The sequence below is a fragment of the Paraburkholderia phenoliruptrix genome (genome assembly GCF_019511605.1).
In the GTDB taxonomy this organism is placed as follows: Bacteria; Pseudomonadota; Gammaproteobacteria; order Burkholderiales; family Burkholderiaceae; genus Paraburkholderia; species Paraburkholderia phenoliruptrix_A.
The window spans coordinates 748,632-774,106 of the sequence record NZ_JAEUAV010000001.1 but is presented as its reverse complement, the minus strand read 5'-3'; the positions used below and the strand labels follow the sequence as shown (position 1 = coordinate 774,106).

23 protein-coding genes are annotated in these 25,475 nt (G+C 64.4%); 9 read left to right on the top strand and 14 right to left on the bottom strand.

Features of this window, described 5'->3' with window-relative positions; genetic code table 11:
• Nucleotides 1-125: 125 nt before the first annotated feature.
• The 3 genes from JNB89_RS03310 to JNB89_RS03300 all read right to left on the bottom strand — a co-directional run bounded on the left by JNB89_RS03310 (nucleotide 126) and on the right by JNB89_RS03300 (nucleotide 2,276).
• Entirely contained in the window at nucleotides 126-746 is a 621-nt protein-coding gene (locus JNB89_RS03310) for a LysE family translocator (RefSeq protein ID WP_220361228.1), read from the bottom strand.
• Between the two features lie 180 nt (nucleotides 747-926).
• On the bottom strand, nucleotides 927-1,472 hold the full coding sequence (locus JNB89_RS03305) for a hypothetical protein (RefSeq protein ID WP_013341756.1): 546 nt from the start codon (nucleotides 1,470-1,472) through the stop codon (nucleotides 927-929).
• Between the two features lie 222 nt (nucleotides 1,473-1,694).
• Nucleotides 1,695-2,276, bottom strand: a complete 582-nt coding sequence (locus tag JNB89_RS03300; RefSeq protein WP_135895493.1) for an IMPACT family protein — start codon at nucleotides 2,274-2,276, stop codon at nucleotides 1,695-1,697.
• 161 nt (nucleotides 2,277-2,437) lie between these two features.
• Between JNB89_RS03300 and JNB89_RS03295 the strand changes: the two genes are divergently transcribed.
• Both JNB89_RS03295 and JNB89_RS03290 read left to right on the top strand, forming a co-directional pair.
• On the top strand, nucleotides 2,438-3,064 hold the full coding sequence (locus JNB89_RS03295) for a LysE family translocator (protein ID WP_027209594.1): 627 nt from the start codon (nucleotides 2,438-2,440) through the stop codon (nucleotides 3,062-3,064).
• A 201-nt stretch (nucleotides 3,065-3,265) separates the two neighbouring features.
• Nucleotides 3,266-3,898, top strand: coding sequence for a 2-hydroxychromene-2-carboxylate isomerase (locus JNB89_RS03290; RefSeq protein WP_220361227.1), 633 nt, complete (start codon nucleotides 3,266-3,268; stop codon nucleotides 3,896-3,898).
• Here the strand turns inward: JNB89_RS03290 and JNB89_RS03285 are convergent.
• On the bottom strand, nucleotides 3,880-4,137 hold the full coding sequence (locus JNB89_RS03285; RefSeq protein WP_013341752.1) for a DUF2866 domain-containing protein: 258 nt from the start codon (nucleotides 4,135-4,137) through the stop codon (nucleotides 3,880-3,882). The genes JNB89_RS03290 and JNB89_RS03285 overlap by 19 nt on opposite strands.
• A gap of 279 nt (nucleotides 4,138-4,416) precedes the next feature.
• Here JNB89_RS03285 and JNB89_RS03280 point away from each other — a divergent pair, with 279 nt between their 5' ends.
• Nucleotides 4,417-5,523 (top strand): GGDEF domain-containing protein, encoded by a 1,107-nt coding sequence (locus tag JNB89_RS03280; RefSeq protein WP_220361226.1) that lies wholly within the window; start codon nucleotides 4,417-4,419, stop codon nucleotides 5,521-5,523.
• 143 nt (nucleotides 5,524-5,666) lie between these two features.
• Here the strand turns inward: JNB89_RS03280 and JNB89_RS03275 are convergent, their stop codons facing one another.
• Nucleotides 5,667-7,388 carry a peptidoglycan D,D-transpeptidase FtsI family protein gene (locus tag JNB89_RS03275; protein ID WP_220361225.1) on the bottom strand — a complete coding sequence of 574 codons (1,722 nt, stop codon included), beginning with the start codon at nucleotides 7,386-7,388 and terminating at the stop codon, nucleotides 5,667-5,669.
• A gap of 277 nt (nucleotides 7,389-7,665) precedes the next feature.
• A complete protein-coding gene (locus JNB89_RS03270; RefSeq protein WP_220361224.1) occupies nucleotides 7,666-9,207 on the bottom strand; it encodes a methyl-accepting chemotaxis protein in 1,542 nt (513 codons plus the stop codon).
• A 513-nt stretch (nucleotides 9,208-9,720) separates the two neighbouring features.
• Here JNB89_RS03270 and aepX point away from each other — a divergent pair.
• The 3 genes from aepX to JNB89_RS03255 are packed head-to-tail and all read left to right on the top strand — an operon-like array spanning nucleotide 9,721 to nucleotide 13,695.
• Nucleotides 9,721-11,445, top strand: coding sequence for a phosphoenolpyruvate mutase (aepX, locus tag JNB89_RS03265; RefSeq protein ID WP_220361223.1), 1,725 nt, complete (start codon nucleotides 9,721-9,723; stop codon nucleotides 11,443-11,445).
• Entirely contained in the window at nucleotides 11,442-12,605 is a 1,164-nt protein-coding gene (aepY, locus tag JNB89_RS03260; RefSeq protein ID WP_013341747.1) for a phosphonopyruvate decarboxylase, read from the top strand. Before aepX ends, aepY begins: the two co-directional genes overlap by 4 nt.
• Nucleotides 12,606-12,627: 22 nt before the next feature.
• Nucleotides 12,628-13,695, top strand: coding sequence for a 2-aminoethylphosphonate aminotransferase (locus JNB89_RS03255; protein WP_220361222.1), 1,068 nt, complete (start codon nucleotides 12,628-12,630; stop codon nucleotides 13,693-13,695).
• A gap of 241 nt (nucleotides 13,696-13,936) precedes the next feature.
• Here the strand turns inward: JNB89_RS03255 and JNB89_RS03250 are convergent, their stop codons facing one another.
• The 6 genes from JNB89_RS03250 to JNB89_RS03225 form a co-directional block, all read right to left on the bottom strand.
• Entirely contained in the window at nucleotides 13,937-14,089 is a 153-nt protein-coding gene (locus JNB89_RS03250) for a hypothetical protein (protein ID WP_013341745.1), read from the bottom strand.
• Nucleotides 14,090-14,261: 172 nt separating this feature from the next.
• Nucleotides 14,262-14,966: a PIG-L deacetylase family protein gene (locus tag JNB89_RS03245; protein ID WP_013341744.1), complete on the bottom strand. Its 705-nt coding sequence runs from the start codon at nucleotides 14,964-14,966 to the stop codon at nucleotides 14,262-14,264.
• Nucleotides 14,967-15,200: 234 nt separating this feature from the next.
• Nucleotides 15,201-15,788, bottom strand: a complete 588-nt coding sequence (locus JNB89_RS03240) for a nucleotidyltransferase family protein (RefSeq protein WP_220361221.1) — start codon at nucleotides 15,786-15,788, stop codon at nucleotides 15,201-15,203.
• An 87-nt stretch (nucleotides 15,789-15,875) separates the two neighbouring features.
• Nucleotides 15,876-18,098, bottom strand: coding sequence for a xanthine dehydrogenase family protein molybdopterin-binding subunit (locus JNB89_RS03235; RefSeq protein ID WP_220361220.1), 2,223 nt, complete (start codon nucleotides 18,096-18,098; stop codon nucleotides 15,876-15,878).
• The gene (locus JNB89_RS03230) at nucleotides 18,095-19,096 is read right to left on the bottom strand and encodes an FAD binding domain-containing protein (protein ID WP_220361219.1); all 1,002 of its coding nucleotides are present in this window, start codon (nucleotides 19,094-19,096) and stop codon (nucleotides 18,095-18,097) included. The genes JNB89_RS03235 and JNB89_RS03230 overlap by 4 nt, the downstream gene beginning before the upstream one ends.
• Nucleotides 19,097-19,106: 10 nt before the next feature.
• Nucleotides 19,107-19,880 (bottom strand): 2Fe-2S iron-sulfur cluster-binding protein, encoded by a 774-nt coding sequence (locus tag JNB89_RS03225; protein WP_220361218.1) that lies wholly within the window; start codon nucleotides 19,878-19,880, stop codon nucleotides 19,107-19,109.
• Nucleotides 19,881-20,034: 154 nt separating this feature from the next.
• On the opposite strand from JNB89_RS03225, the gene JNB89_RS03220 reads away from it, so the two are divergent.
• The 3 genes from JNB89_RS03220 to JNB89_RS03210 all read left to right on the top strand — a co-directional run bounded on the left by JNB89_RS03220 (nucleotide 20,035) and on the right by JNB89_RS03210 (nucleotide 23,340).
• Nucleotides 20,035-22,134, top strand: coding sequence for a D-(-)-3-hydroxybutyrate oligomer hydrolase (locus JNB89_RS03220; RefSeq protein ID WP_220361217.1), 2,100 nt, complete (start codon nucleotides 20,035-20,037; stop codon nucleotides 22,132-22,134).
• A gap of 131 nt (nucleotides 22,135-22,265) precedes the next feature.
• The gene (locus tag JNB89_RS03215) at nucleotides 22,266-22,511 is read left to right on the top strand and encodes a hypothetical protein (RefSeq protein WP_135895480.1); all 246 of its coding nucleotides are present in this window, start codon (nucleotides 22,266-22,268) and stop codon (nucleotides 22,509-22,511) included.
• A 19-nt stretch (nucleotides 22,512-22,530) separates the two neighbouring features.
• Nucleotides 22,531-23,340, top strand: a complete 810-nt coding sequence (locus JNB89_RS03210; protein WP_135895479.1) for an exodeoxyribonuclease III — start codon at nucleotides 22,531-22,533, stop codon at nucleotides 23,338-23,340.
• A gap of 4 nt (nucleotides 23,341-23,344) precedes the next feature.
• Here the strand turns inward: JNB89_RS03210 and motB are convergent, their stop codons facing one another.
• Nucleotides 23,345-24,337 (bottom strand): flagellar motor protein MotB, encoded by a 993-nt coding sequence (gene motB / locus JNB89_RS03205; RefSeq protein ID WP_013341736.1) that lies wholly within the window; start codon nucleotides 24,335-24,337, stop codon nucleotides 23,345-23,347.
• Entirely contained in the window at nucleotides 24,337-25,221 is an 885-nt protein-coding gene (motA, locus tag JNB89_RS03200; protein ID WP_220361216.1) for a flagellar motor stator protein MotA, read from the bottom strand. Before motA ends, motB begins: the two co-directional genes overlap by 1 nt.
• Nucleotides 25,222-25,475 lie beyond the last annotated feature (254 nt).

The following is a 25,475-nucleotide window of genomic DNA, read 5'->3' as shown; positions in this document are numbered from 1 at the left end:
ACGGCGGCGGGTCATTGATCGAGCATAGGGGCGCCACGTCTATAGCGATAGTTAAAGTTTCTCGGCAAGTGCATTAGCAATTGCTTATGGACGTGAGCAAAGGCTCTCTTTGAACGCCACACGGTTCACGTACGCCGCACGAGCAGAAAGCTCACGCCGATGGCGGCGAGAAATGCGCCGCAGCAGCGATTGAACCAGCGTCTCACGCGTGCGCGCACGAGCCATTTGCCCAGATGCATGCCGGCCCACGAATAGAGTGCTATCGCCACGCATTCGAGCACCAGAAAGCTGGCGCCAAGCGCGGCGAACTGCGGCAGCATGGGCGTCGCAATGTCGACGAACTGCGGCAGAAAGGCGGTGAACACCAGGATCGCTTTGGGGTTGCCCGCGGCGACGAGAAACTCCTGCCGCGCTATTCTCGCGAGCGAGGCCGACTCTGCGTGCGTGGTGTCGATGGCGGGCGCGTCGCTGCGCCACAACTGAATGGCGAGCCAGATCAGGTACGCGGCGCCGGCCAGTTTGATTGTCAGAAAGAACCACTCCGACGCGTGCAGCACGACCGCGAGACCGGTCGCGGCCAGCACGATCATCGCGGCGAACGCAAGCAGCCGCCCGCTGCCACCGAGGAACGCAGTCGTGAAGCCGTGCCGCGCGGCCACGTTGATCGACAGGAGATTGTTCGGCCCGGGTGCGAGGTTGATGGCGAAGCAGGCGGGAAGAAAGAAGAGCCAGGCGGTCGTGGACATGGGTGCCTCGCAGGGTGTGCGTTGATTGGCGCTGGTTTGGGCGCGGCGTAAGCGCGCAAACGTGGAGCAGGCAGCAGGCAGCAGCGACAGCAAGCATTGCAATGCGCTGCTGCCGATTGTAGCGAAACGGTGGCCGCGCCTCAGCAGGTGTCTACGCCAGAGCGCGGCGCCTGGCGTTGCCTAATTCACTGCCTTGATGAAGCCGGCATCCTGCACCAGTGCGTCGACGCTCAGCTTCACGGTGTCCTCGATTGCAATCGTGTTGCTGGTGAATTTCGGCGATTTGCGCTTGACGGTCTTGGTGGTCGAGAACACCACCTGGTGCGTGGACGCGTCGGTGACTACGTAGCGCATCTGCAGCGTCCACAGGGCCGGCGAGCGAACGTCGTCTACGCTGAATTTTTCGATGCGCCCGCTCAGCACTTTGCGCTTATCGTCGAGATGAAAGCCTGCCACCTTCAGGTGGTTTGCCACGCTTTCGCGCACCGCGTCCCTTACCTCGCTTTTCAGCACGACGCCGGTCATGGCCGTGTTTTCGATGCGGTTCGGCGATACACGCCCGTCGAGCGCCGGCATGTACGCGAACTCGCGCGCGGGCGCGACGCTCAGCGAGCCGGCGGGAGCCGCCGCGGCGCGCGGCGAACTGCTGCTGTTCAGCCCGAACCAGGACCAGGAGCAGGCGGACAGCAGCAACGGCAGCGCGATTACGCTGCAGCCCTTGAGCACCGTATTTTTCCGGGACGCCGCTGTGTGCGCGGCCTCGGGCGCCAGATGCGCCAGTTGCGACAGATGCGAAGCGTACGGCGCCGATTCGGGCGCTGCGCGGGAACAAGCGGCGGTCGAGATCAGAGGAGTGGCCCTTTAAGTGGTGATACGTGCCTGGGAGAGCAGCATGGTAACAGTGCCCACCCGCAACCCATCTCCAAAATGGATGTCAGTCCGCCGACATCAAAAGAAGCCCGCTTTGCCTTGCGTCATATCGACCAATGCGCGCCGTGCGTCGTCGAGCATATTGACCGGCAGCCGGATCGTCATTGTCACGAGCATGCCGTGCGCGGTATCGGCGAGCGCGTAGCCTTGCGCTTCGATCCAGCGCCGCACCTTTGCTTCGTCCGCGTAGCTCACTTCTACGACGAGCGAGCCTTGGGCAATCCGTTCGACGCGCGGCGCGTCCAGCAGCGCGGAGGCGATGGCGTCGGTGTAGGCGCGCACGAGGCCGCCCGCGCCGAGCTTCACGCCGCCGTAGTAGCGCACCACGGCGGCCAGCACGCCGTCCAGATCGTGATGCCGCAGCACCTCCAGAATCGGCCGGCCAGCCGTGCCGGAGGGCTCGCCGTCGTCGGACATGCCGGATTGGCCGCCTGCCAGCAGCGCCCAGCACACGTGCGTCGCGGCCGGATGCTCGTCGCGCAGGCGGCGCAGTTCGTCCATCGCGGCGTTGCGATCCTCCACGGGTATCGCATACGCAATGAACCGGCTCTTGCGAACCTCGAGTTCGTGGATGTGCCGCGTCGACAACGTGTAAGTCACTGGAATTCCGCTCGCTAGCCTGACATGAAAAGGTTTGCCGCCCTGTTCGGGTGCCGCCCCGAATCATAGCGAGTTTGCCACGCGGTCTCTTCGATAAGCGAGGTACACTTTGCAGTCCATAAACGGACGACTGCAAAATAATCGGAGACACCATGGACAGCATGCTCGAGTTATCCACTTTAGGAACCTTCGTCGCCGTCGTGCTCGGTCTTTTTCTGATTCCGGGGCCGGCCGTGCTGCTGGTTTTGACGCGCACGGTGCATGGCGGACGCAAGGCGGGCATTTTCACGGGGCTGGGCATTGCCGTCGGCGACTTCGTTCACACGCTCGGCGCGGCAGTCGGCCTTTCAGCATTGCTGATGACCTCTGCGCTCGCATTCAACGCCGTCAAGTGGATCGGCGCGCTGTATCTCGTCTATCTCGGCATTCGGGCATTGCGCGAAAAACCAGCCAGCGGCGATATGCCCGCGAGCGCGCCGGTGTCGGCGTCCAAAGCCTTCTTTCAGGCCATTCCCGCCGAAGTGCTCAACCCTAAAACCGCGCTCTTCTTTCTCGCCTTTCTGCCGCAGTTCGTGCACCCCGAGCACGGTTCGACGTTTCTCCAGTTCACGGTGCTGGGGCTGATTTTCGTCGGCATGAGCGCGCTTTACACCACTTTGATCGTGTTGACGATCCGCCCGCTGGGCAGACTCGTCAAGCGTCTCACGTGGCTTCGCCGCTGGCAGAACAAGATTATCGGCGTGCTGTTTATCTCGCTCGGGCTGCGCGTTGCCACGCAAACGCGCTGAACCCTCGGCCTGCCTGTCGTATGCCGTTCAGTTCAGCGCGAGGCCGATCGAGGCCGCCATGACGATGATGGCAAGACACGCGGCGACAAGCAGGTCGTACGGGTAACGCATCATGCTTCCACCTTGGGTTTGGGGTCGCAAAGACTCTTATCATAGGCAAGCTTGTGCTGTTCGACTGTCAGACATTGCAAGAGAGACGAGATGAATGACGCCACCGCTTCGCCGCCTGCGCCCGCGCGCGACATCGAGTTCTGGTTTGACTTCGGCAGCAATTACAGTTACCTGAGCGCGATGCGGATCGAGGCCGAGGCCGCGGCCCGAGGCGTGCGTGTTCTGTGGCGGCCGTTTCTGCTCGGGCCGATTTTTCGCGCGCTCGGCTACGACAACTCTCCGTTCGTGCTGCAGAAGGAGAAGGGCGCCTACGTCTGGAAGGATATGGAACGCCAGTGCCGCAAATACGGCCTGGCGTGGACGGGCCCAAGCGTTTTTCCGCGCGCCGCGTTGCTTGCGTTGCGCGTGGCGTTGCTCGGCGCGCAGCGTGAGTGGATCGCCGCGTATTGCCGCGAGATCATGCAGCAGAATTTCGTGCATGACCGCGATATCGGTTCGGTGGAAGTGGTGAGCGAAGCGCTCGCGAAACTCGGTTTGCCCGCGCAGCAGATCATTGCCGACGCGCAGAGCGACGCGAACAAACTGCGTCTGCGGGAACAGACAGAAGCTGCCGCGGCAAAAGGCATTTTCGGCGCGCCCACGTTCTTTGTGGGCAACGAGATGTTCTGGGGTAACGACCGCCTCGACGACGCGCTCGACTTCTGCTATTCGTCGCCCTGCTGACAAAAGCGCCGGCCAGGCACATGCGAGACGACGGCCTGTGCGATCTGCAGCGGCGTGCTTTCGGCGGGCACCACGCGGCGGCTCGCTTGCGGCGTGTGCTTCATGGTCCATTCGACGAGCCGGTATGAACGTCCCCAAGGCGGCTGCAACGGGTCCGAGACCTTGCATGAGTGAATCTGCTGCACCCATTCGTTGTCGGGCATGGCGCGCAGATGTTCGAATACCGCGTTCTCAACCATGGTTTGACCTCCTTCTTTTCGCAGGCATGCAGCCTGTCTTTTGACGCATCGGCGAACATCGCTGAAAAAAACGCCGCCGATGATCTGGCGGCTCAACAGGGGATGTTGAGTCGCATGGTTACAGCAAAGAATTAAGCGAGACTTAAGAGGCGCTAAATGTTTGCGCGGCGGCTTGCCGTGCGTTTTCCTCAAGACGCCGCAAAAAGGGCCGTTATAAAAGTCACCGACCTCGTTTGAGTTCCAGGCCACGAGCCCGCACCGCTGAAAACTGCCGAAAACGTGATCTATCCTGCCCCAACGCCGCTTTCCGAGCGTCTGCGCTCGCTCGTCGACACCGTGCAGCACAACGAACGCACGCTGCGCCGCTTTCAGGACGTCGAACTGCGCTTGATCGGCGCGCAGGACTTCGTGTCGTTTCTCGACACCTTGTTTGGCCACTTGCCGCGCGAGTTCTCGCTGTCGGCGGTCTCGCTATGGCTCGACGAACGCGCGCCCATGCTGCTCGAACTGCTCGAGCCCGCCGCGCTGCGCGCCATGGACCGCCCGAACCTGAAGACATCGCGCGAGGCGCGCAGGGTGGCGCAGTGCCTGTGCGAAGGCGGACAGCCGTGGCTTGGCCGGCCACGCGAACTGGACGAGGTGTCGCGCCGGGCATTTTTCGGCGACGCGCAGGTGCCGGCGAGCGCAATTCTCCTGCCGCTTGCCGCCGGTCATACCGTGAGCGGTTATCTGTGCCTTGGCAGCGACGACGCGAACCGCTTTGCGCAGGGCATGGCGACCGACATTCTCGAGCGTTTTGCGAGCATCGTGACCGCGAGCCTCGACAACGTCTCGCACCGCGAACGGCTCAAGCAGTTGGGCATGACCGACCCGCTCACGGGACTGTCCAACCGCCGCTATTTCGACGAGCGTCTGCGCGAAGAATTGGTACGTGCGGCGCGTTACGGCGTGCCGCTCGCCTGTCTTTTTATCGACGTCGACAGTTTCAAGCGGATCAACGACACCTACGGACATCAGACCGGCGACCGCGCGCTGGCCGCGGTGGCGGCGTGCGTGCGGCAGCAGGTGCGGCTCGGCGATACGGTGGCGCGTTATGGCGGCGAAGAGTTCGCCGCGCTGGTGCAGGGCGACCGTGCGGACGCGCAGACGGTGGCCGAGCGGGTTCGCGTAGCGGTCGAAAAACTGCATCTGCTAGACGACGACGGCGAACGCATTGCGTTGACCGTGTCGATCGGCGTGGCGGCCCGTACGGTGAGCGGCTCGCCGGCCGAAGCGGTGGCGCTGGGCCGCGCGATGATGGACGAGGCCGACCGCGCGATGTATCAGGCCAAGCACAACGGACGCAACCGCGTGGAGGCGCTGCTCGGCGAGACCGCGCGCGACTGAGGCCGTGCTGCGCGTAGCGTGTCCAAAAGGCGGGCCGCCCGCGCGAGCCTGCGTGACCGCAGGCCCGTAAGCGCGCCGGAAGTCTTCAGGATGCCGTTGTAACAGCACCGGAAGCTTGCGTGTGCGTAGCGCAAAGGCGCCCCTCACGCATCCGGCGGCACGCCCAGCAATTGCAGCGCGCCGCCCGTCACTGCGCTGAACACGGGCCCGGCCACGGTGCCGCCGTAAAACGCCTTGCCCGCGGGGTCGTCGATCATGACGGCGACGATCAGGCGCGGATCGCTCATCGGCGCCATGCCGACAAAGAGCGCGCGGTAGCGGTTTTTCGCGTAACTCGCGCCGACCTGCTTACGCGCGGTGCCGGTCTTGCCGCCGACGCGATAGCCTTCCACCGTTGCCGCACGGCCTGTGCCGCCGTCGCCGGTGGCCATTTCCAGCATCGCGCGGATCGCGCGTGCGGTGGCCGGCGTGGTGACCGCGTGCCGGCTAGATGCGACTGCCGCCCCATTGCCGTCCTCGCGCACGAGGCGCACCGGGCGCATCGTGCCGTCGCCGGCATACGCGGTGTAGATCTGCGCGATCTGCAACAGCGATGCCGAGAGGCCGTAGCCGTAAGCCATCGTCGCCTGCTCGATGGGGCGCCAGCGTTTGTACGGGCGCACCTTGCCCGATGCCACGCCCGGAAACGTCAGCTCCGGCCGCACGCCAAGCCCGTACTCCTGATATTTGGCCCAGATTTTTTCGGCTGGCAGATTCAGCGCGAGCTTGGCGAGCGCGATATTGCTCGACTTCTGCACGGCCTCGGCAACCGTCATGACGCCATGATTCGAGGTGTCGTGGATCACCGCGGGGCCGATCTTGTACCAGCCCGGCGCGGTGTCGATGGTGCTTTGGGGCCGCACCTTGCCGTCGTCGATGGAAAGCGCGACGACTACCGGCTTGATCGTCGAACCCGGTTCGAAGGTGTCGACCACCGCGCGATTGCGCAACTGCCGCCCGGTCAGGCGCGCGCGGTCGTTCGGATCGAAGCTCGGATAGTTGGCGAGCGCGAGAATTTCGCCGTTGCGCGCGTCGAGGACCACCACGCTGCCCGCTTCCGCGCGATGCTTTGCGATTGCCTCCTTCAACTGTGCATACGCGAGCTGCTGGATGCGCCGGTCGATCGTCAAATGAATCGTTTCGCCGTTCTGTGCGGGCACGAGCGGCCGCGTTTCCGATACGACGCGGCCCAGTCTGTCGCGGATCACTTCGCGATGGCCGGGCACCCCAAGCAATTGTTCGTTCGCGGCGAGTTCGACGCCTTCCTGACCGTTGTCCTCGATGTCGGTGAACCCGACGACGTGAGCCGCCGACTCGCCTTCCGGATAAAAGCGCTTTGAATCGGCGATCTGCGTGATGCCCGCGAGCCCGAGCTTCGACAGATGCCCGGCCGTCTCCGCATCCACCTGACGCTTGAGCAGCACGAAGGTCTTGTCGCCGTTCAGACGGCGGCGCAGTTCCGCGAGCGGCAGGTCGAGGAGCCTCGACAGCGGCGGCAACGCGGCTTCGTCGAGCAGTTTGGGGGAAGCCCAGATCTCGTAGGTCGCGAGGCTCACGGCGAGCATCGAGCCATTGCGGTCGACAATGCGCCCGCGCGTTGCGTCGAGCTCGATGGTGCGTTGGTAGCGCTTTTGCCCCTGGTCGACGTAAAAGTCGCGGTTGAGCACCTGAACCCAGAACGCCCGCCCGGCGAGCGCGGCAAAGGCGGCGAACACCAGCACCACGATGAGCCTGGAGCGCCACATCGGCAGGCGCGCGACCAGCAACTGGTTCTTCGCGACCGGTGCGTAAGGATCGCGCGGCTGGGACTTTTTCTTATGGATCATGAATGAATAAACTGCGGGTTGGCTTGCGGCACGGCTCATTGTAATGAGAACGTAATCTGTATGCGAGATTACTGCAAGCCAACTCGCTCGACGGACGCAAAAAAGCCGCGCGGACTTTTACGTCCGCGCGGCTTTTTCTGTTCGGTCGATGCGTCGATTCATACGCGGCATTTCAAGGCGCGCTCGCCTCCTGTCGAGCGCGCTTCCCGTAGTGGCCCTTCACGCGCGTACGCCTTCAAACGAGAGGCTTCAAGCCCACGACTTCACAGGTACTACTTCACGCAGGCAGCGAGAAGCTCGAAATCGCCTCGCGCAACACACCTACCTGGTCCTTCAGCGAATGAGCGGCGGCGGCGGCCTGCTCGACGAGCGCCGCGTTCTGCTGCGTGACCTGATCCATTTCGCCGACTGCGCGATTCACCTGCTCGATGCCTGCGCTCTGCTCGCGCGACGCGTTGCTGATTTCCTCGAGAATTTCGTTCACTCGACGCACCGACTGCACGATTTCGCCCATCGTCGAGCCCGCGTTCGAGACCAGCGACGCGCCCGCTTCCACGGTGGTGGTGGAGGTTTCGATCAGCGCCTTGATTTCCTTCGCGGCCGTGGCCGAGCGTTGCGCGAGGCTGCGCACTTCGGCGGCGACCACGGCGAAGCCGCGTCCCTGTTCGCCCGCGCGGGCCGCTTCCACCGCCGCGTTCAACGCGAGAATGTTGGTCTGGAAGGCAATGCCGTCGATCACGCCGATGATGTCGCCGATCTGCCGCGAGCTCGTCGTGATCTCGCCCATCGTGCGCACCACGTCGTCCACCACGCGGCTGCCGCGCGTGGCGACGTCGGCGGCCTGACCCGCGAGTTGCGCCGCCTGCTGCGCGCTGTCCGCGTTCTGCTTCACGTTGACGGTCATCTGATCCATGCTCGACGCCGTCTGAACCAGCGCAGCGGCCTGTTCCTCCGTGCGTTGCGACAGATCGGTATTGCCGGCGGCAATCTCGCTCGCCCCGATGTTGATGTTCTCCGTACCCATGCGCACTCGCGAAACGGTGTCGACCAGGCCGGCCTGCATGCTCTGCAACGCATGCAGCAGGCTGCCGGCGTCGTTTTCCTTGACCGGCACGCGCACTGCGAGATTGCCGCGCGCCATCAGTTGCGCGTGCTCGACGGCCACTTCCAGGTCGCCGCCGAGCGAGCGGCGCACGCTGCGCAGCACCAGCACCATGATGGCTGTGGCGATCGCGCCGAGCGCAACCGTAATGGCGAGCCAGCGCAACAGGCTCGCGTAGAACGCGCGCTGTACGTCGTCCATGTACATGCCGGTGACGAGATACAGGTCCCACGGCTGGAAATGCAGCGAATAGCTGGTCTTGGCCACGGGTTTGTCGCTGCCGGGCTTGGCCCACAGATAATCGACAAAGCCGCCGCCTTCGCGCTTGCCTGCTGTCACGATGTCCGTGAACAGATGGTTGCCCGCGGGGTCCGTGAACTGTCCCATGTTCTTGCCGACCAGCTCTTTCTTGAACGGATGCATCAGCATGACGGGCTGCGAGTCGTTCACGGAGATGTAGCCGTCCTTGCCGTAACGCATCGACTCGAGCGTGGCGAGCGCCTGCTTCTTCGCTTCGTCTTCCGTGAGGGTGTGCTGTTGCGCCAACGCGTAGTAACGGCCGACGACGTGATTCGCCTGGTCGATCAGCGCGGTGAGCTGGCCGCGCCGGTCGGCGATCATCGACGCACGGCTTTGCCACGCGCCGAAGCCGCCGATCAGGATCAGGCCAAACCAGAGAACAGCGATCATTGAGGCCAGTTTTTTGTTCAGAGTCATGGCAAAGGGGCGTGCTTGGCAAAAAGGTCTATCGGATGAGCCGGTGCTGCTGACCTGTTTAACGGCAGCTTTCAGGTGGTTCCTGAGGCAGGGGAAACCCCTGCTGGCACGGGGTTTCGTCTGACTAAACGGCGCTGCGCGGCGCTTCGTCGAGCATGCGGAAATTAATCGCGCTGATTCCGCGCGCCGATTGACGGCATTTATTTTCCGCTTGCGCGGAAGTGAAATCGAATGGCGATTTTCTGCGGTGAGTTTCACTCAACGCGCGTTGGCGTAAATCGAAATGGCGAATTCGTGAGAAGTCCGCATTGCGCCAACCGGTTCTAAATGACGCGCGGCGCGTCATTCCGCAAAAAATGACACATTTCTCCACTTAACCGCACGCCAGAAAAAGCCAGGTCATGCGAATGACGAATAAATGAAAATTCCGCTATAGTCGCCATTTTCCAGTCGCCAGTCGGGCAAAAAGAGCGCCAAGTAGCCCGCAGTAGGCCGCCACCAGGAGTGCATAAAATGAACGCCCGCGAACCCGCTTTTGTTTCCGCTTCACGCAGCGCGCGCCTGCGCCAGATGCTCGTGAGCAACGAACTCGAATTCATGATGGAAGCCCACAACGGCCTTTCGGCGCGCATCGTTCGCGAGGCCGGCTTCAAGGCGATCTGGGGCTCAGGGCTCGCGATCTCCGCGCAATTCGGCGTGCGCGACAACAACGAAGCCAGTTGGACCCAGGTGGTCGACAACCTCGAATTCATGGCCGACGCGAGCGATCTGCCGATCCTGCTCGACGGCGACACCGGCTACGGCAACTTCAACAACGTGCGCCGTCTGGTGCGCAAGCTGGAGCAGCGCGGCATTGCCGGCGTGTGCATCGAAGACAAGCAGTTTCCGAAAACCAATAGCTTCATCAACGGTGAGGCGCAGCCGCTTGCCGACATCGACGAATTCTGCGGCAAGATCAAGGCCGGCAAAGACTCGCAGTCGGACGAGAATTTTTCGATTGTCGCCCGCGTGGAAGCGCTGATCGCGGGCTGGGGCATGGAAGAGGCGTTGCGCCGCGCGGAAGCCTACCGCCTCGCCGGTGCGGACGCCATCCTGATTCACAGCAAGCTCTCGCGGCCCGACGAAATTCTGGAGTTCGCGCGCGAATGGGCCGGCCGCGCGCCGCTCGTCATCGTGCCGACCAAGTACTACAGCACGCCGACAGAAGTGTTCCGCGAAGCCGGCATCAGCACGGTGATCTGGGCGAACCATCTGATTCGCGCGGCAACCTCGGCAATGCAGGCGGTGGCGCGCGAGATCCATACGAGCGAAACGCTCGTGAACGTCGAAGACCGCATCGCGGCCGTCAACGAGATTTTCCGCTTGCAGGACGCCGACGAATATTCGGAAGCCGAAGACCGCTATCTGTCGAGCGGCCGGGCGGCAGGCTCCGCCGTCGTGCTCGCGGCGAGCCGCGGCAAGGGCCTCGAGGCCGTCACGCAAGACCGCCCGAAAGTCATGCTGCCGGTGGCCGGCAAGCCGCTGTTGCGCTGGCTCGTCGACGCATTCAAGAAGCAGGGCGTCAACGACATCACCGTGGTCGGCGGTTATCGCGCCGATGCGATCGACACGGCCGGCATCAAGCTGGTCGTCAACGACAGGCATGCCGAGACGGGCGAACTCGCGTCGCTCGCATGCGCGCTCGACAAGCTCTCAGGCGACACCGTGATTTCTTACGGCGATCTGCTGTTCCGCAGCTACATTCTGCGCGACTTGGTGGAGAGTGAAGCGGCGTTCAGCGTGGTGGTGGATTCTTCGCTGACCGACGCGGAAAACGCAAGCGTGCGCGACTTCGCGTGGTGCTCGGCCGCCGACGACCGCGGTCTGTTCGGCAACAAGGTGGTGCTGCGTCATGTGTCGAGCGGGCAGGAGGCGTCGTCGGCAATCGCTGCACAAACGCCGCATGGCCGCTGGGTCGGTCTTCTGAACGTGCGCGGCGCAGGCCGCGAGCGTCTGCAGACCGTGATGCGCGAGTTGCAGGCGCGCGCCGATTTTGCGTCGCTCGACATGCCCGCGTTGCTGAACGCGCTGATCGAAGCCGGTGAGTCCATCGAGGTGCAGTACGTGCACGGCCACTGGCGCGGCGTCAACGATCTGGAAGACTTCCGCCGCGCGGGCGACTTCGCGCACGGGCAGACGCCGCTCGCAGCGTCCGTCGGCGGTGCGGACGCTGACGCAGCGAACGGAGCGGCGCAATGATCGAAGCAGCACAGTTTGTCGAGGCGGCGCGCGAACGCGGCTTCGACTGGTATGCCGGCGTGCCGTGCTCGTACCTGACGCCGTTCATCAACTATGTGCTGCAGGACGAGTCGCTGCATTACGTGTCGGCGGCCAATGAAGGCGACGCCGTCGCGCTGATAGCGGGCGTCGCGCTAGGCGCCCGTAATGGGCGCCGCGGCATCACCATGATGCAGAACTCCGGGCTCGGCAACGCGGTGAGCCCGCTCACCTCGCTGACGTGGACTTTCCGTCTGCCGCAACTGCTGATCGTCACGTGGCGCGGTCAGCCGGGCGTCGCCGACGAACCGCAGCATGCGTTGATGGGCCCGGTTACGCCCGCCATGCTCGACACGATGGAAATTCCCTGGGAGACCTTTCCCACGCAAGCCGAGGCAATCGGCCCGGCATTGGATCGCGCCATCGCCCATATGGACCAGACCGGCCGTCCATATGCGCTCGTCATGCAAAAGGGCAGCGTCGCGCCGTATGAACTGAAGGCGGGCCCCGCCGGCGCGCGGCGCGTGCCGGCGGCTGCGCGTTCGCAGTTCGGCAGCGTGGCGGCGAGCGATCTGGCGTCGCGGCACGACGCGCTGAAAAAGGTGATTGCGCATACGCCGCTCGAGTCGACCGTGGTGCTCGCGTCCACCGGTTTTTGCGGCCGCGAGCTCTACGCTATCGACGACCGTCCGAACCAGCTCTACATGGTCGGCTCGATGGGCTGCGTGACGCCGTTCGCGCTCGGCCTCGCGCTCGCGCGTCCGGACCTGCATGTGGTGGCGCTCGACGGCGACGGCGCCGCGCTCATGCGCATGGGCGCGTTTGCCACGCTCGGCGCTTACGGTCCGTCGAACCTCACGCACGTGCTGCTCGACAACGGCGCGCACGACTCCACGGGCGGCCAGGCCACGGTGTCGCCGCAAGTTTCGTTCGCGGGCGTGGCGGCGGCGTGCGGCTATGCGTCGGCGGTGGAAAGCGACGATCCGGCCGTGCTCGATCAACTGTTCGAATCCGCGCCGCTCGAAGGCCCACGCTTCGCGCGCCTCGCGATTCGTCGTGGCACGCCGGACGGCTTGCCGCGTCCCACCATTACTCCGCCCGATGTGAAAGCGCGCCTGATGCGCCACATTGGCGCCGGCTGAAGTCACACAAAGGAAGCGCCTGATGCTGCTGCTCAATCCCGGCCCGGTGACGCTCACCGAACGCGTCCGCAATAGCCTGTTGCAGACGGACCTGTGCCACCGCGAAAGCGAGTTCTTCGATTTGCAGGAAGAGGCGCGCACGCGTCTCGTCGATCTGTACGGCCTCGACGCCAGCGAGTGGCAGGCCGTGCTGATGACAGGCTCGGGCACGGCCGCCGTCGAAAGCATGACGGCCGCGCTGGTGCCGCAAAACGGCAAATTGCTGGTGGTCGAAAACGGCGTGTACGGCGAGCGCATTGCGCAGATCGCCGCGCAATACGGCATTGCGCACGAAGTGCTCAAGCATGAGTGGATGCAGGCGCCGGATCTCGCGAAGATTGCTGAACGCCTCAACGCGGACAAGGCGTTCACGCACGTCGCGGTGATTCATCACGAAACGACCACGGGGCGTCTGAACGACGTTGCAGCGCTCGGTGCGTTGTGCCGCGCGCGCGGCCTGCGCCTGCTGGTGGACGGGGTGAGCAGCTTCGGCGCCGAAGCAATCGACTTCGCCGACACGAGTCTCGACGCCGTGGCCGCGACCGCCAACAAGTGTCTGCACGGCGTGCCTGGTGCATCGTTCGTGCTGGTGCGCCGCGCGGCACTCGCGCAGGCGGCGAGCCGCACTTACTACCTGGACCTGGGCAGGCTCGCGCGTCTGCAGGACCAGCGCAATACGCCGTTCACGCCGTCGGTGCACGCGTACTACGCGCTCGTCGAGGCACTGCGCGAAATCGCCGATGAAGGCGGCTGGCGCGCGCGCCACGCCCGCTATGCCGTGCTCGCCGAACAGGTGCGCGCGGGGTTGGCCGAGCGCGGCATTGAAAGTGTGCTGGCGCCGCAGGAGTCGTCGGTCGTGCTGCGCGCGTATCGGCTGCCGAACGGCGTCAGCTACCCGCAATTGCACGATGCACTGAAGGCGCGCGGCTTCGTGATCTACGCGGGGCAGGGCGGACTTTCGGCGCAACTGTTCCGTATCTCGACGATGGGCAACATCCACGCCGCCGACATCGAGCGTCTGTTGCAGGGCTTTACCGAACTCACGAGCTGATTGCGGGCGCTGGCCGTGCGCTTGATGCGGCCGGCGAACGCTAACCATTGCACCCGCGAGCGCGCCGGCTCGGTTCGCACCGGCGCGACCTTGCACACACTCGATGTACGTTGCGCGGCCGATGTGTCCGGCGCGGCTAGTAGCTGATGCACTAATGCGGCTGACGTTGCGATTGCCTGCTAGCGCGCCGCTGCCGCTTCGCTTGCAACGGTTGACGTAGCGGCGTCGTGCGTGAGGCCGTTCATACCGGATCTTTGTCCGGCGGCCCTTCGGGGCGCTGCGGCTCCTCGGTGTGATGGCCGGGCGACGGCGGCGTCAGCGGATCGCCTTCCGGATCGCGCGTGGGGTCGGCGTTCGGGTCGGGAATCGGGCTCGTATGCATGTCGAAGCTCATTGAATCACCTGTATTGGAAACTGTGCGTGGCGGCGCGTGCCGTTCTCTTCAAGCGTAGGCGGTTTTTCATTCTCCCGGGGTTTCCGGCGCGAGTCGAACTTTGCGCCACGCCATTCCGTTGGCGCGTTTCTGTCCGCTCATCTCCCGTCATCTTGCACTGCTGCCATGCCGCTCATTTTTTCACACGACGGCCCACGCTGAGTTGCCAGTAGCGCTCGGCTGCGAACACGTCGTCGTAATTGCCCGGGCCGAACGCGCGCAACTGGCTCCGGTACGCATGCACGGCCTCGCGCTTCAGTTCTGCGCGGCGCTGCACGTCGATCGTGTGGCCCGCGCTCGGATTGGCAGGCGTCGCGACGATGCCGCGCTGTGCGAGATCCGCGAGGCGCGCCTGCACGACGCCCGGCGTACAGCGATGAATCGCTTCTTCGTAGCCGAACCACGCGAGATGCGACAGGCGCGGCAGAACCTCGCAGCAGGCTTCGAACACACGCACATGGTCGTCGTGGTGCAGGCCGAGCGGCATCAGCAACGTGTTGGCCGTGGTTCGATAAATGGTTTCCTCCAGTTCCGCCGCCATTTTGCTGATCGATGGTGAATCGGCGTACTGGCTTTCGCGAAAGGGCATGCGCAGCGGGATCGCGTCCAGCACTTCGAGCGCGCGGTCGTCTTCGAACGTGCGCTCGTGGATCGCTTCGTGCGCGTTGCCGAAGCCCGACTTTTCGTCCCACTCGGTGTGCATCGTATGTTCTGGAGGCGCGGCGAACACGGTGCAGACCGCGGCGTCCGGATGGGCGGCAAGCAGTGCGCCGCAACTGAAGACGGCGTCGTCGAAATGCGGTGACACGATGAAAAGGCGCGGGCTGGTTTCGCTCATGGGCAGTCGGTGCGTTCGAACGCATGCGCCGCGTGAAGGTTGGCGGAATGGGGCGTGATAATGGCGGCGTCACATCAGCTTAGGCGGAATTGGACCGAGTTGCGCGGTTGATTCGCAATCCGCGTGCAGTTCTGGCGGTGATCGCTGTAAGTGCCGGGTCTTGCGCAAGCCGTGTGCCCAAGAGGCCGTGGGGCTGATTTTGGAACGAAGCCAACATCGCACTGGCCGCCGCGCTCAGATCCCCCGTAAATCCTCCGGCGTGTCCACATCGCGCAGAATGCCTGGATCGTCCACATCGAGCCGCGTCAGCCGTTCGGAAGCGAGCAGCGAACGCGCGCCGCTGTCGCCGTCGAGCGAGAGCAATGCATCGCGGTGCACCGCGCCGAATCCCACCGGATGCCCACGCTGCCCCGCATAAAACGGCGCGACGAGGCCGGCGCCGCCGTCGAGCGCACGCGCGAGCGCTTCGATAGTCGAAGGCTCAATGCGCGGCATGTCCGCGAGCGCGACGATCCAGCCTTCGGCGTCCTCGCTCGCCTGCACGCCGGCGGCGAGACTTGCTCCCATGCCGCGTTGGGCGGCGGGCGCGAACGCTACGTCGCAGCCCGCATCGTTCAGAACACGCGCAAGCGCTTCCGCGCCCGGCCGCACCACCGCCAGCACTTTGGGCACGGCCAGCAACAGCCGCCGGGCGGCTTCCGCAGCCACGGGCGTGCCGTCGTGCAGACGCGCGAGCAGCTTGTTCTGCACGCCGTGCGGATCGAAGCGCGAGCCGACGCCGGCGGCAAGCAACAGGCCAGTGGCCAGCGACGCATAAGCCATGGGAAGCACCGGTCAATGAAATGCTTCCGATTGTGCGGCGCAACGCACGGCGAGGCAAGCGGCCCGCGTCGTTCAGATCCGCGTCGTTCAGACCCGCGCCGTCTGCATGATCTTGTCGAGCGTGACCGGCAGATCCCGCACGCGCACGCCGGTTGCGTGATACACCGCATTGGCCAGCGCCGCGCATACGCCGGTAATGCCGATCTCGCCGATGCCGCGCACACCGAGCGAATTGATATGCGGATCAGGCCGGTCGAGAAACGTAATGTCGAGCGAACCGATGTCCGCATTCACCGGCACGTGGTATTCCGCGAGGTTCGCATTGGTAAAGCGCCCATAGCGCGTATCCAGCCACGACTCTTCCTGCAACGCCGCGCCCACGCCCCACACAATGCCGCCGAGCATCTGGCTGCGTGCGGTCTTTGCGTTGAGCACGCGGCCCACGTCATATACCCCGACCACGCGCGGCACTCGGATCGTGCCGAGGTCCGCGTCCACGCGTACTTCGACGAACACCGCGCCGAACGAGTGAAACGAGTACTTCTGCTTCTCGTCGCCGGGCTTCACGGTGGACGTGGCCTCGATGGGCTTGCCGCCCGAGCGCGCAATGATCGCCGCAGCCGGATCGCGCCGCGCCGGTTGTGAGCGGCTCGTCACCCAGCCGTTCTCCACGGTGATGTCGTCGAGCGCCAGGCCGTGTACCGGCGAGGCCGGGTCGGCCAGCGCCAGCGCAATCAGTTGCGTACGTGCCGCGTTCGCCGCCTCGCGCACGGCCGGCGCCACGCTCGCCGCGGACTGCGAGCCGCCCGACACCGGCGCCTTCGGCAGCGACGAGTCGCCAAGCGCAAAGCGAATGTTTTCCGGCGCGAAGCCGAGCGCGTCTGCGGCCACTTGGGTCATCACCGTGTACGTGCCGGTGCCGATGTCCTGGGTGCCTGAGGCCACCATTGCGGTGCCGTCGGGCAGAATTCGCGCCGTCGCGCCGGCCTCGCTGCGATTGGCCGGATAAGTGGCGGTCGCCATGCCCATGCCGATCAACGTGTTGCCGTCACGCATGGAGCGCGGTGCGGGATTGCGCCGCGACCAGCCGAATTTTTCGGCGCCGGCCTGATAGCACTCGCGCAGCGACTTGCCCGACCACGGCTTGTTTTCCTGCGGATCGACCTCCGCATAGTTTTTCAGGCGCAAGGCGAGCGGGTCCATCCTGAGCGCCACCGCGAGTTCGTCCATCGCCGACTCGAGCGCGAACGAGCCGGTGGTTTCGCCCGGCGCGCGCATGAAGGTCGGCGTGCCCACGTTGAGCGGCACGAGCCGGTGCGTGGTCTGCTGGTTCGGCACCGCGTAGAGCATGCGCGTGACCATGCAGCAGGTCTCGGTCCAGTCTTCGATCATCGACGTGTTCGAGACGCTGTCGTGGCGCATGGCGGTGAGCGTGCCGTCGCGCCGCGCGGCCAGCACGAGGCGCTGTTCGGTGCGCGGGCGCGCGCCGACCGGCCCGAACATCTGCGGCCGTTCGAGCACGAGCCGCACCGGACGCCCGGTCTGTTTCGCCGCCATCGCGCATAACGACACATGCGACCACGACGAGCCTTTGCAACCAAAGCCGCCGCCGACGAACGGCGAAATCACGCGCACGTCCGCGGGGGAAATGCCGAGCGTCTTTGCGACTGCCTGCACCTCGCCGCTCACGCCTTGGGTCGAATCGTAGAGCGTGAGCTGCGGGCCGTCCCAGCGCGCCATCGTCGCATGCGGCTCCATGGGGTTGTGATGCTCGATGGGTGTCGTGTACGTCGCGTCGATATGCACAGCGCCGCTTTGCAGGCCATCTTCGAAACTGCCGCGCTGTGTATCGGTCTGGCGTCCTTGTGGTTTGTCCGGGGCATGCGCGTTGGCCTTCGCCTGCGCAAAGTCGAGCGTGGCGGCGGCCGCCCGATAGGTTATGCGCAACTGGCGTGCGGCATCGGTCGCATGTTCGAGCGTATCCGCGACGACCACCGCAACCGGCTCGTTGCTGTAATGCACCTCGTTGTCCTGCAGCAGCGACAGACGGCGCCCGGCCGGCGGCGCCAGTTGCGCCTTGCCGCCGTTCGGCAGACGCGGCGCGTTCTCGTGTGTCATGACGAGCAATACGCCCGGCATTGCCTGGGCGCGGCTCATGTCGATCGACGCAATCGTGCCCCGCGCAATCGTGCTCGTGACGAGCACTGCATGCGCAAGACGCGCTTCCGGAAACTCCGCCGCATAACGCGCTTCGCCGGTCACTTTGAGCAGACCGTCGGTGCGGTCGAACGGTTGACCGATCATGTTCATGCGACACCTCCCTGGCGGCCGGCGGCCTCGTTCACCGCGCGCACAATGGCGCGTTGCGCGAGCTGCACCTTGAAGCGGTTGCCGGCGAGCGGTCTTGCGTCGCTTAATGCTGCTGCCGCCGCCCGGGTCAGCGTGGCTTGCGTGAGCGGCTGGCCGTTGAGCATCTGCTCGGCGGCGCTCGCTCGCCACGGTTTATGCGCGACGCCGCCCAAAGCGATGCGCGCGGCCTGCACGCGCTCGCCGTCCATGTGCAGCGCGGCGGCCACCGACACCAGCGCGAATGCGTAACTGGCGCGGTCACGCACTTTCAGATAGTGCGAATGCGGGCTGAAAAGCGGCGGCGGAAGGTCCACCGACGTGATCAGTTCGCCGGGGCGCAGCGTGGTATCCAGCTCGGGCCGGTCGCCGGGCAGCCGGTGAAACTCGGCGAACGGAATGCTTCGCTCGCCGGCCTGCCCGCTCACGCGCACCACGGCGTCGAGTGCCGCAAGCGCGACGCTCATGTCCGATGGGTTCACCGCCACGCACTGCGAACTCGCGCCGAGAATCGCGTGCATGCGGTTGTTGCCTTCCAGCGCCGCACAGCCGCTGCCCGGCAGGCGCTTGTTGCACTGTGAAAACGCGGTGTCGTAAAAGTAAGCGCAGCGCGTACGTTGCAGCAGATTGCCGCCGACGGTCGCCATATTGCGTAGTTGCGCCGACGCGCCGGACAGAAATGCCTGCGACAGCAGTGGATACTGTTCGCGCACTAGTGGATGATTCGCGGCGTCGCTGTTGCGCACGAGCGCGCCAATGCGAATGCCGCCGCCGGGCAGCGTGGTGATGTCGCCAAGTCCGCTGATATGCGTGATATCGACGAGCCGCATGGGTCGCTCGACCCCGCCCTTCATCAGATCGAGCAGATTCGTGCCGCCGCCGATGAAGACAGTGCCCGGCTGCTGTGCCGCTCGCACTGCACCGGCAATGTCGGCGGCGCGTTCGTAGGAAATCGCATCCATTCGCTCGGCCTCACGCCTGGTCGGGGTTGTCGGGTCGATCGCGTTGCCCTTGATCGACGTGAGGTGCTGCGCCGGCCGCGCTCGCATTCGCGGCATGGCCCTGATGCGCGGCGCTTATCGCGGCCACGATGTTCGCATAGGCGCCGCAACGGCAAAGGTTGCCGCTCATGCGTTCGCGAATCTCGTCGTCGGAAAGCTGGGTGGGACGTCTGCGCACATCTGCCGTCACGACGCTCGCAGCGCCATTGCGAAACTCCTCCAGCAATGCCGTCGCCGAGCATAGCTGCCCCGGTGTGCAGTAGCCGCATTGAAATGCGTCATGCTCGATGAACGTGCGCTGTAGCGGACTCAATACGCCGTTGCTCGCGAGCCCTTCCACAGTGGTGATGGTCTCCCCTTCGTGCATGACAGCAAGCGTCAGGCACGAGTTGATGCGGCGTCCGTTCGCGATTACCGTGCATGCGCCGCATTGGCCACGGTCGCAGCCTTTCTTCGTGCCCATCAGTCCGGCGTACTCGCGCAGCGCATCGAGCAGCGTCACACGCGGTTCGAGTTGCAGGGAATAAGTGCGGCCGTTCACGTTGAGTTCGACGGGTCTCGCCGGTACTGGCTGTGCCACGGGTGCCTGAGCGGCCGGCACGGCCGGCACCTGGCTTTGCGCGCGAAGGTGCGGTGCCGCACCGACTGTTGCCGCCGCCGCGGCCGATTGTAGAAAACGGCGCCGCGAAGGTTGATGCAAGGCGACTTCGTCGCCCGAATTTACACATTCGTTGTCTCTTGCCATAACGTTCTATTGACTCCGCTGAAAGGTCAATGCAGGCTGGCGATGCGTCGCTATACGAAGTGTCGTGCGAGAACAATTCAGGGTAGCAAACCCGGCGCCGCTGCGTGTACACAGTCACGCAAAACGGTATTGCAAATAATGGAGACAAGCACAGATGACATCAGCCCTTCGAAGCAGGTCCGCGCTGTCGATTGCAATCGTCGTCGCGCTCGGTGTGAGCGCATGCCACGGGGGTCACGACGACGGTCCACCGCCGCCACAAGCGAACACGTTGCCGGACTTCATCGTCGGCACGGTCAGAACGCAGTCGTATGACGGCAATAATGACGACCTGCTGACGGCCGGACTCGGTAAAACCGGACTCGCAGCGGCCACTGCGCCGGCCATTGCGAACCCCGCGCAACCCACGGCCGCCGAACTGCGGCGCCTCGCGATCTGGTCGAACTATCGCGCGCTCGTCGACATGACGAGCAACGGCGGCTACGGGCGCTTCTGGGGCCCCAATGTCGACCTGAACGGCAACGACACATTGGGCGAAGGCAAGATTGCCGGCAAGGAGTACCTGGCTTTCGCGGATAACGGCAGCGGTAAGCAGAATGTCAGCGTGCTCGTGCAGATTCCGGCGAGCTTCAATGCGGATCAACCGTGCATTGTCACCGCAACCTCATCGGGTTCGCGCGGCGTGTACGGCGCGATTTCCGCCGCGGGCGAGTGGGGCCTCAAGCGCGGCTGCGCGGTCGCGTACACCGACAAGGGATCGGGCAACGGCGCGCATGAACTGTCGACGAATCGCGTCACGCTGATCGACGGCACCTTGCAGGACGCGGGCGCCGCGGGCAAGGCGAGTCTCTTCACGGCGAACCTCGGCAACACCGATCTCGCCACCTTCAACAGCCAGTTCCCGAACCGCTACGCGTTCAAGCACGCGCACTCGCAACAGAACCCCGAACAGGACTGGGGCAAGAACACCTTGCAGGCGATCCAGTTCGCCTATTGGGCGCTCAACGATTCATATGGCACGTTGAACGGTACGACCCGCACTGTGCGCTATAAACCCGGCAGCATTCTGACCATCGCGGCATCGGTCAGCAACGGCGGCGGCGCTGCGCTCGCCGCGGCGGAACAGGACACGACAGGCCTCATCAACGCAGTCGTGGTGGGTGAGCCGCAAATCAACGTGCGTGTGCCTTCACAAGTGTCGGTCCTGCAGGGCGGCGTGCCCGTCGGCGCATTCGGCAAGCCGCTTGCCGACTACATGACGCTCGCCAACCTGCTGGAACCATGCGCGGCACTTGCGCCCGCCGCGACGGGGTCGCCGTATCTGACGACCCTGCCGCTTGCCACCACGACCGCGATTCGCACCGCGCGTTGCACGACGCTCGCGGCCAACGGCGTGATTGCGGGCGGCGACACGGCAACCCAGGCGACCAATGCGCTTGCACTGCTGCATCAGAACGGCTATCAGCCCGATTCAGATCTGCTGCATGCGCCTATGTGGGACTCGCAAGCGGTGCCGGCCGTCGCGGTGACTTACGCGAACGCCTATGCCAAAGCGAGCGTGACCGACAACCTGTGCAACTTCAGCTTCGGCACGACCAGTTCGACCGGCGCGGCCGGCGTGACACCCGCTGTTTCGCCGTTGCTCACCGTGTTCGGCAACGGCAACGGTGTGCCGCCTACCAACGGTATCAACCTGGTCTACAACGCGGGCACGGTGGGCGCGTTCGATCACCGTCTCGCCACGGTCGATGCAAGTTACGTGGGCGCGGCCTGTCTGCGCACGCTGTGGACCAACGGCACGCTCACCACGAACGTGGAAGCGATCAAGGTGAACGCGAATCTGCATGGCAAGCCGACCATCATCGTGCAAGGCCGCGCGGACGCTCTTGTGCCGATCAACCATGCTTCGCGGCCGTACGTGGCGACGAATCAACTGGTTGAGGGCGGGGCGAGCAGACTGTCGTTCTACGAAATCACCAATGGTCAGCACTTCGACGCGTTTCTTGGCGTGGCGGGCTTCGACACGCGCTTCGTGCCGCTGCATTACTACAACATTCAGGCGCTCAACCTGATGTGGAGCCACCTGAAGAACGGCGCGCCGCTGCCGCCTTCGCAGGTCGTTCATACGGTGCCGCGCGGCGGTACGCCCGGCGCCGCGCCGGCGTTGACCACCGCGAACCTGCCGGCCATTGCGACGAGCCCTGGCGGCAATGCGATCACGGTCGCAAACGGGGCAGTGAACGTGCCGAACTGATGCGCGCTCACTGACGAGGGCGGACCACACGCGCAGTGCTACTGCGTTGCGCGCGTGGTTCCTCGGCGATGCGGCCGCGGGTACGAACGATGCTACCGCTGAACGGCAACAAGCGTTCCAGAGGACAACCGATGCAGTTCGACTACAGGCATTTTCATATCGATTGCCGGGCACGCCATGCGGACGAAGGCGTCTACTACGCGCGGGCCCGGATCACTCGCATACCGCAGAAAAACGAGCATTTCCGCTCGCACGATTCTGGCGACATCGACGCCTTCCCGAACGAAGCGGACGCAATTGCCTGCGCGCGATCGTGGGCGATAGAGTGGTGCGATGAAGCGGCTTCGCAGGTATCGGGCGAGGCGTCGTCGAAATAAGCTTGCAGGAGGAGTTGCCGTGGCGACGCTGCGCATTGCGACATTCAATATCAACGGAATTCGTTCGCGCCAGGCGGCGCTCGTGCAATGGCTCGAGCGCGAGGCGCCGGACATTGTCTGCCTGCAGGAACTGAAGGCGGCAGACAGCGCGTTTCCCGCCGACGCATTGCGCGACGCCGGCTACCACGCCATCTGGCATGGCCAGAGCGCATGGAACGGCGTGGCGATTCTGTCGAAGGGCGAGGCGCCGCTGGAGAGCCGCCGCGGCTTGCCGGGCTTCGAGGCCGACACGCATAGCCGCTATCTGGAGGCGGCCGTGGGCGGTTTGCTCGTGTGCTGTCTTTATCTGCCGAATGGCAATCCGCAGCCCGGTCCCAAGTTCGAATACAAGCTGAAGTGGTTCGACCATCTGATCGAGCATGCGGCGAATCTGCTCAAGAGCGGGCATCCGGTCGTGCTGGCCGGCGACTTCAACGTCGTACCCACCGACGAAGACATCTACAACCCGCGCTCATGGCTCAAAGACGCGCTGCTGCAGCCCGAAAGCCGCGAACGCTACCAGCGCCTGCTCGCGCAAGGCTGGACAGACTCGTTGCGCAAGCACTTCGGGGATGAGCGCGTCTACACCTTCTGGGATTATTTCCGCCGCCATTGGGACACGAATTCGGGCTTGCGCATCGATCACATCCTGCTGAGCCCTGAGCTCGCGCCGCGTTTGCGCGACGCGGGCGTGGACCGCTGGGTGCGCGGCGAAGCGCACGCCAGCGACCACGCGCCGACATGGGTGGAACTCGACATGAGCGCAAGGCGCCGCAAGACGCGCGGCTAAAGCGCTAGCGGACGATGGTCGCGCCTGGAGCCGGACGCGTGCGCGCCGCGACTGCGGGGATCGCCGCACTGGCCGGCGAGTTTTCGTCGATCGAGGTACGGCCGCCGTCGTGGAAGAACGCCTGCTCCGCAGCTTTGTTCATCACGAGAATACTGATGCGCCGGTTGGTCGGTTCATCGACGACATTGCTGTTCAGGGGCAGCACGTCCGCGAGGCCGCGAACCTGCAGCAGCTTTTCGCCATGCATGCCGCCGGCAACCAGCGCGCGGCGCGCGGCGTTCGCGCGCTCGGACGACAGCTCCCAGTTCGAATAGCCGACAGGTCCGCCGGTGTAAGGCACCGCGTCCGTGTGGCCCGCAATCGAAATGCGGTTCTCCACGTCGTTCAGTGCCGCGCCGATCTGCGTGAGGATCGCAACCGCATAAGTTTGCAGCCGCGGGCTGCCCGACGCGAACATTGGGCGATTCTGCGAATCGACAATCTCGATGCGCAAACCTTCATTCGTGATGGAGATGCGGATCTGGTCCTTGAACGCCTTCAGCGCAGGGCTCTGCTCGATCAGCGAAACGAGCTTTTCCTTCAGTTGCTGCAAGCGGGCCGCGTCGGCAGGCGCCACGGTCGGCACCACGTTCACCGGCGTGGCCGGCTCGATCTGCGTCTTCTTGCCGTCGCCGGGACGCGTGTCGGAAATGTCGCGCCCGCCGCCTTCTATCACGTTCGGACGCGCGGAGGCCGTGCCCTGGCTGCCGCCGAGCAGGCTCGACAGCGGCGTGTTGAAGTAGTCCTCGATACCCTGCTTGTCGAACTTCGACGTGGAGCCGAGCAGCCACATCAGCAGGAAGAAGGCCATCATCGCGGTGACGAAGTCGGCGTAGGCAATTTTCCATGCGCCGCCGTGATGGCCGCCGTGGTCGTCGCCCTTTTTCGAGCGACGCACGATGATCGGCGGCGGCGGCGCTTCCTGCTCCTGCGAGCCGCGTGAACGTCTTTGCGTCATTACGCGGCTCCGCTTGCGGCAGGCTTCGGCGACTTGGTAGCGCGCACGGCGTCATCGAGTTCCTGGAAGCTCGGACGGTCCGCGGTGAACAGCACCTTGCGGCCAAACTCCACGGCAATGGGCGGCGCGTAGCCGGACAACGACGCAAGCAGCACCGCCTTCACGCATTGGAACGGCTTGGCTTCGGCACGGCCCTTTGCATTCAGCAGATCGGCGAGCGGGCCGATGAATCCATACGCGAGCAGAATGCCGAGGAAGGTTCCGACCAACGCACCCGCGATCATCTCGCCGAGCACGGCGGGCGGCGCGCCCACGGAGCCCATCGTGTGAACCACGCCCATCACGGCCGCGACAATGCCGAAGGCCGGCAGCCCGTCGGCCATTTTCTGGATCGCGTTGGCCGCCACCGACGCCTCGGCGTGATGCGTGGCCAGCTCTTCGTCCATCAGGTCCTGCACTTCGAGCACATTGACGTTGCCGCCCGACATCATGCGCAGATAGTCCACGATGAAATCGAGCAGATGGTGATCGGCCAGAACGTGCGGGTACTTCTGGAAAATCACACTTTCTTCAGGGGCGAATACGTCGGCTTCGAGCGACATCATGCCTTCCTTGCGTGCTTTCTGAAGCAGCTCGTAAAGCAGTGCGATCAACTCGAGATACTTTTCCTTCGTGTAGCCGCCGCCCTTGAAGCACGAAGGAATTGCCTTCAGCGTCTTCTTCAAGGTCGAAGTCGGATTGCTGACGACGAACGCGCCAATCGCTGCGCCAAAAATGCATAGCAATTCGAACGGTTGTATCAGGGCCGGCAAATGGCCGCCCACACCAACGAAGCTCCCTATGACGGAGCCGATCACCAACAGCCAGCCAATTGCGACAAACATAATTTCTCCGTTATCTGGCGCGCCGCACGTCATGCGTCGAGAGAGGCCTTTTCCACAGGGCCTCCGCGTGCGTCACTGAATTTCCGCATGTACTGGTAAACGGCTCGAAAGGAAAATGCTGAAGTGGTGGCAACACCGAAAGCGGAAATTTGCGGGCTTGCACGGATGCGAAGAATGAATGCGCACGGCATCGGTAAAAGATGCCCGCACCTTTTTACCGATCGCTCTGCTAGCATGCAATGCGACCGGGCGTC